This window comes from Comamonas sp., assembly GCF_036666375.1.
Classification (GTDB): Bacteria; Pseudomonadota; Gammaproteobacteria; order Burkholderiales; family Burkholderiaceae_C; genus Comamonas.
Genome location: NZ_JAVWWA010000223.1, coordinates 1 through 1740 on the forward strand (window position 1 = coordinate 1; position 1740 = coordinate 1740).

Sequence of the window (1740 nt, forward strand, 5' to 3'; positions counted from 1 at the left end):
GGACCAAGGCCCCGCGCGCAGGGCAGCCGGATCAGACGCCAGCTGCGTGGGCCTGCTCGTCGGCGTGGTAGCTCGAGCGCACCATGGCGCCGACGGCCGCATGGCTGAAACCCATCTTGTAGGCTTCTTCCTCGAACATCTTGAAGGTGTCGGGGTGCACATAACGTCGCACCGGCAGATGGCTGTTCGAGGGCGACAGGTACTGGCCTATGGTCAGCATGTCGATGTCATGCGCGCGCATGTCGCGCATCACCTGCAGGATTTCCTCGTCCGTCTCGCCCAGGCCGACCATGATGCCGCTCTTGGTCGGCACCTTGGGGTGCAGCGCCTTGAACTTCTTGAGCAGGTTCAGGCTGAACTGGTAGTCGGAACCGGGACGCGCTTCCTTGTACAGGCGCGGCGCGGTCTCGAGGTTGTGGTTCATCACATCGGGCGGCGCGGCCTTGAGGATCTCCAGCGCGCGGTCGTCGCGGCCGCGGAAATCGGGAACAAGGATCTCGATCTGCGTTGTTGGCGACAGTTCGCGGATGTTCTTGATGCATTCGACGAAATGGCCGCTGCCGCCGTCGCGCAGGTCATCGCGGTCCACGCTGGTGATCACCACGTACTTGAGGCGCAGCTGGGCAATGGTCTTGGCCAGGTTCAGCGGCTCGTCGACATCGAGCGGGTCGGGGCGGCCATGGCCCACGTCGCAGAACGGGCAGCGGCGCGTGCACTTGTCGCCCATGATCATGAAGGTGGCCGTGCCCTTGCCAAAGCATTCGCCGATATTGGGGCAGCTGGCTTCCTCGCAGACGGTATGCAGCTTGTTCTCGCGCAGGATGTCCTTGATTTCGTAGAAGCGCGTGGTCGGCGAGCCGGCCTTGACGCGGATCCACTCCGGCTTCTTGAGCACTTCGCCGTGCTCGACCTTGATGGGGATGCGCGACAGCTTGGCTGCGGCCTTTTGCTTGGCCAGCGGGTTGTAGGTGGCTGCGGACTGCGCTTCGCGTACGACGTCTGTGGTGCTCATGGCTCTTGTTTCTCAGGGGGCGAGCCGGATTTCCAGCTGTCGGCCAAGCACATGCGCAGCCTCGTCCCAGGTTGTCTGGACACCGATTGTAGAAAGATCCACGCTGGGCAACCCGGCATAGCCACAAGGATTGATGCGCGAATAGGGTTCAAGATCCATTGCAACGTTCAGCGCCAGACCGTGGTAGGTGCAATGGCGGCTCACCTTGATGCCCAGTGCGGCGATCTTTCCCAGGCCGCTGAAGTCGGGCACGGGCGCGTCGCTGCCGGGCAGGCGCAGCTGCGGGCGCTGCTCAAGCATGGCGTGGCTCGATGGATCCGCCAGGCGCACGTAGATGCCGGGCGCGCCTGCGACGCGGTGGCCGGTGACGCCGAAATGCGCGAGCGTGCGGATCACGGCCTCCTCGAGGCGATAGACGTATTCCTTGACGAAATAGCCGCGGCGCTGCAAGTCGAGCAAGGGGTAGGCAACGACCTGGCCCGGGCCATGGTAGGTCACCTGTCCGCCGCGGTTGGTTGCCACGACGGGGATGTCTCCGGGCAGCAGCACATGGTCGGCCTTGCCGGCCAGCCCTTGCGTGAAGTGCGGTGCATGCTCGCAGATCCACAGCGAGTCAGGCGTGTCGGCGCTGCGCTGCTGCGTGAGGTCCTGCATGGCCTGGACCGTGGCCTGGTAGTCGGTGCGGCCCAGCAGCCGCGTGTCCAGCGCGATGCCAGACACCGTCACAG

At 64.6% G+C, this 1740-nt stretch carries 2 protein-coding genes; both read right to left on the bottom strand.

Annotation, left to right across the window (positions count from 1 at the left end; all coding sequences use genetic code 11):
- Positions 1-31: 31 nt before the first annotated feature.
- Positions 32-1012 (bottom strand): lipoyl synthase, encoded by a 981-nt coding sequence (gene lipA / locus RR928_RS24815; RefSeq protein ID WP_332684749.1) that lies wholly within the window; start codon positions 1010-1012, stop codon positions 32-34.
- Between the two features lie 12 nt (positions 1013-1024).
- Positions 1025-1717, bottom strand: a complete 693-nt coding sequence (gene lipB, locus RR928_RS24820; RefSeq protein ID WP_332684751.1) for a lipoyl(octanoyl) transferase LipB — start codon at positions 1715-1717, stop codon at positions 1025-1027.
- Between the last annotated feature and the right edge of the window lie 23 nt (positions 1718-1740).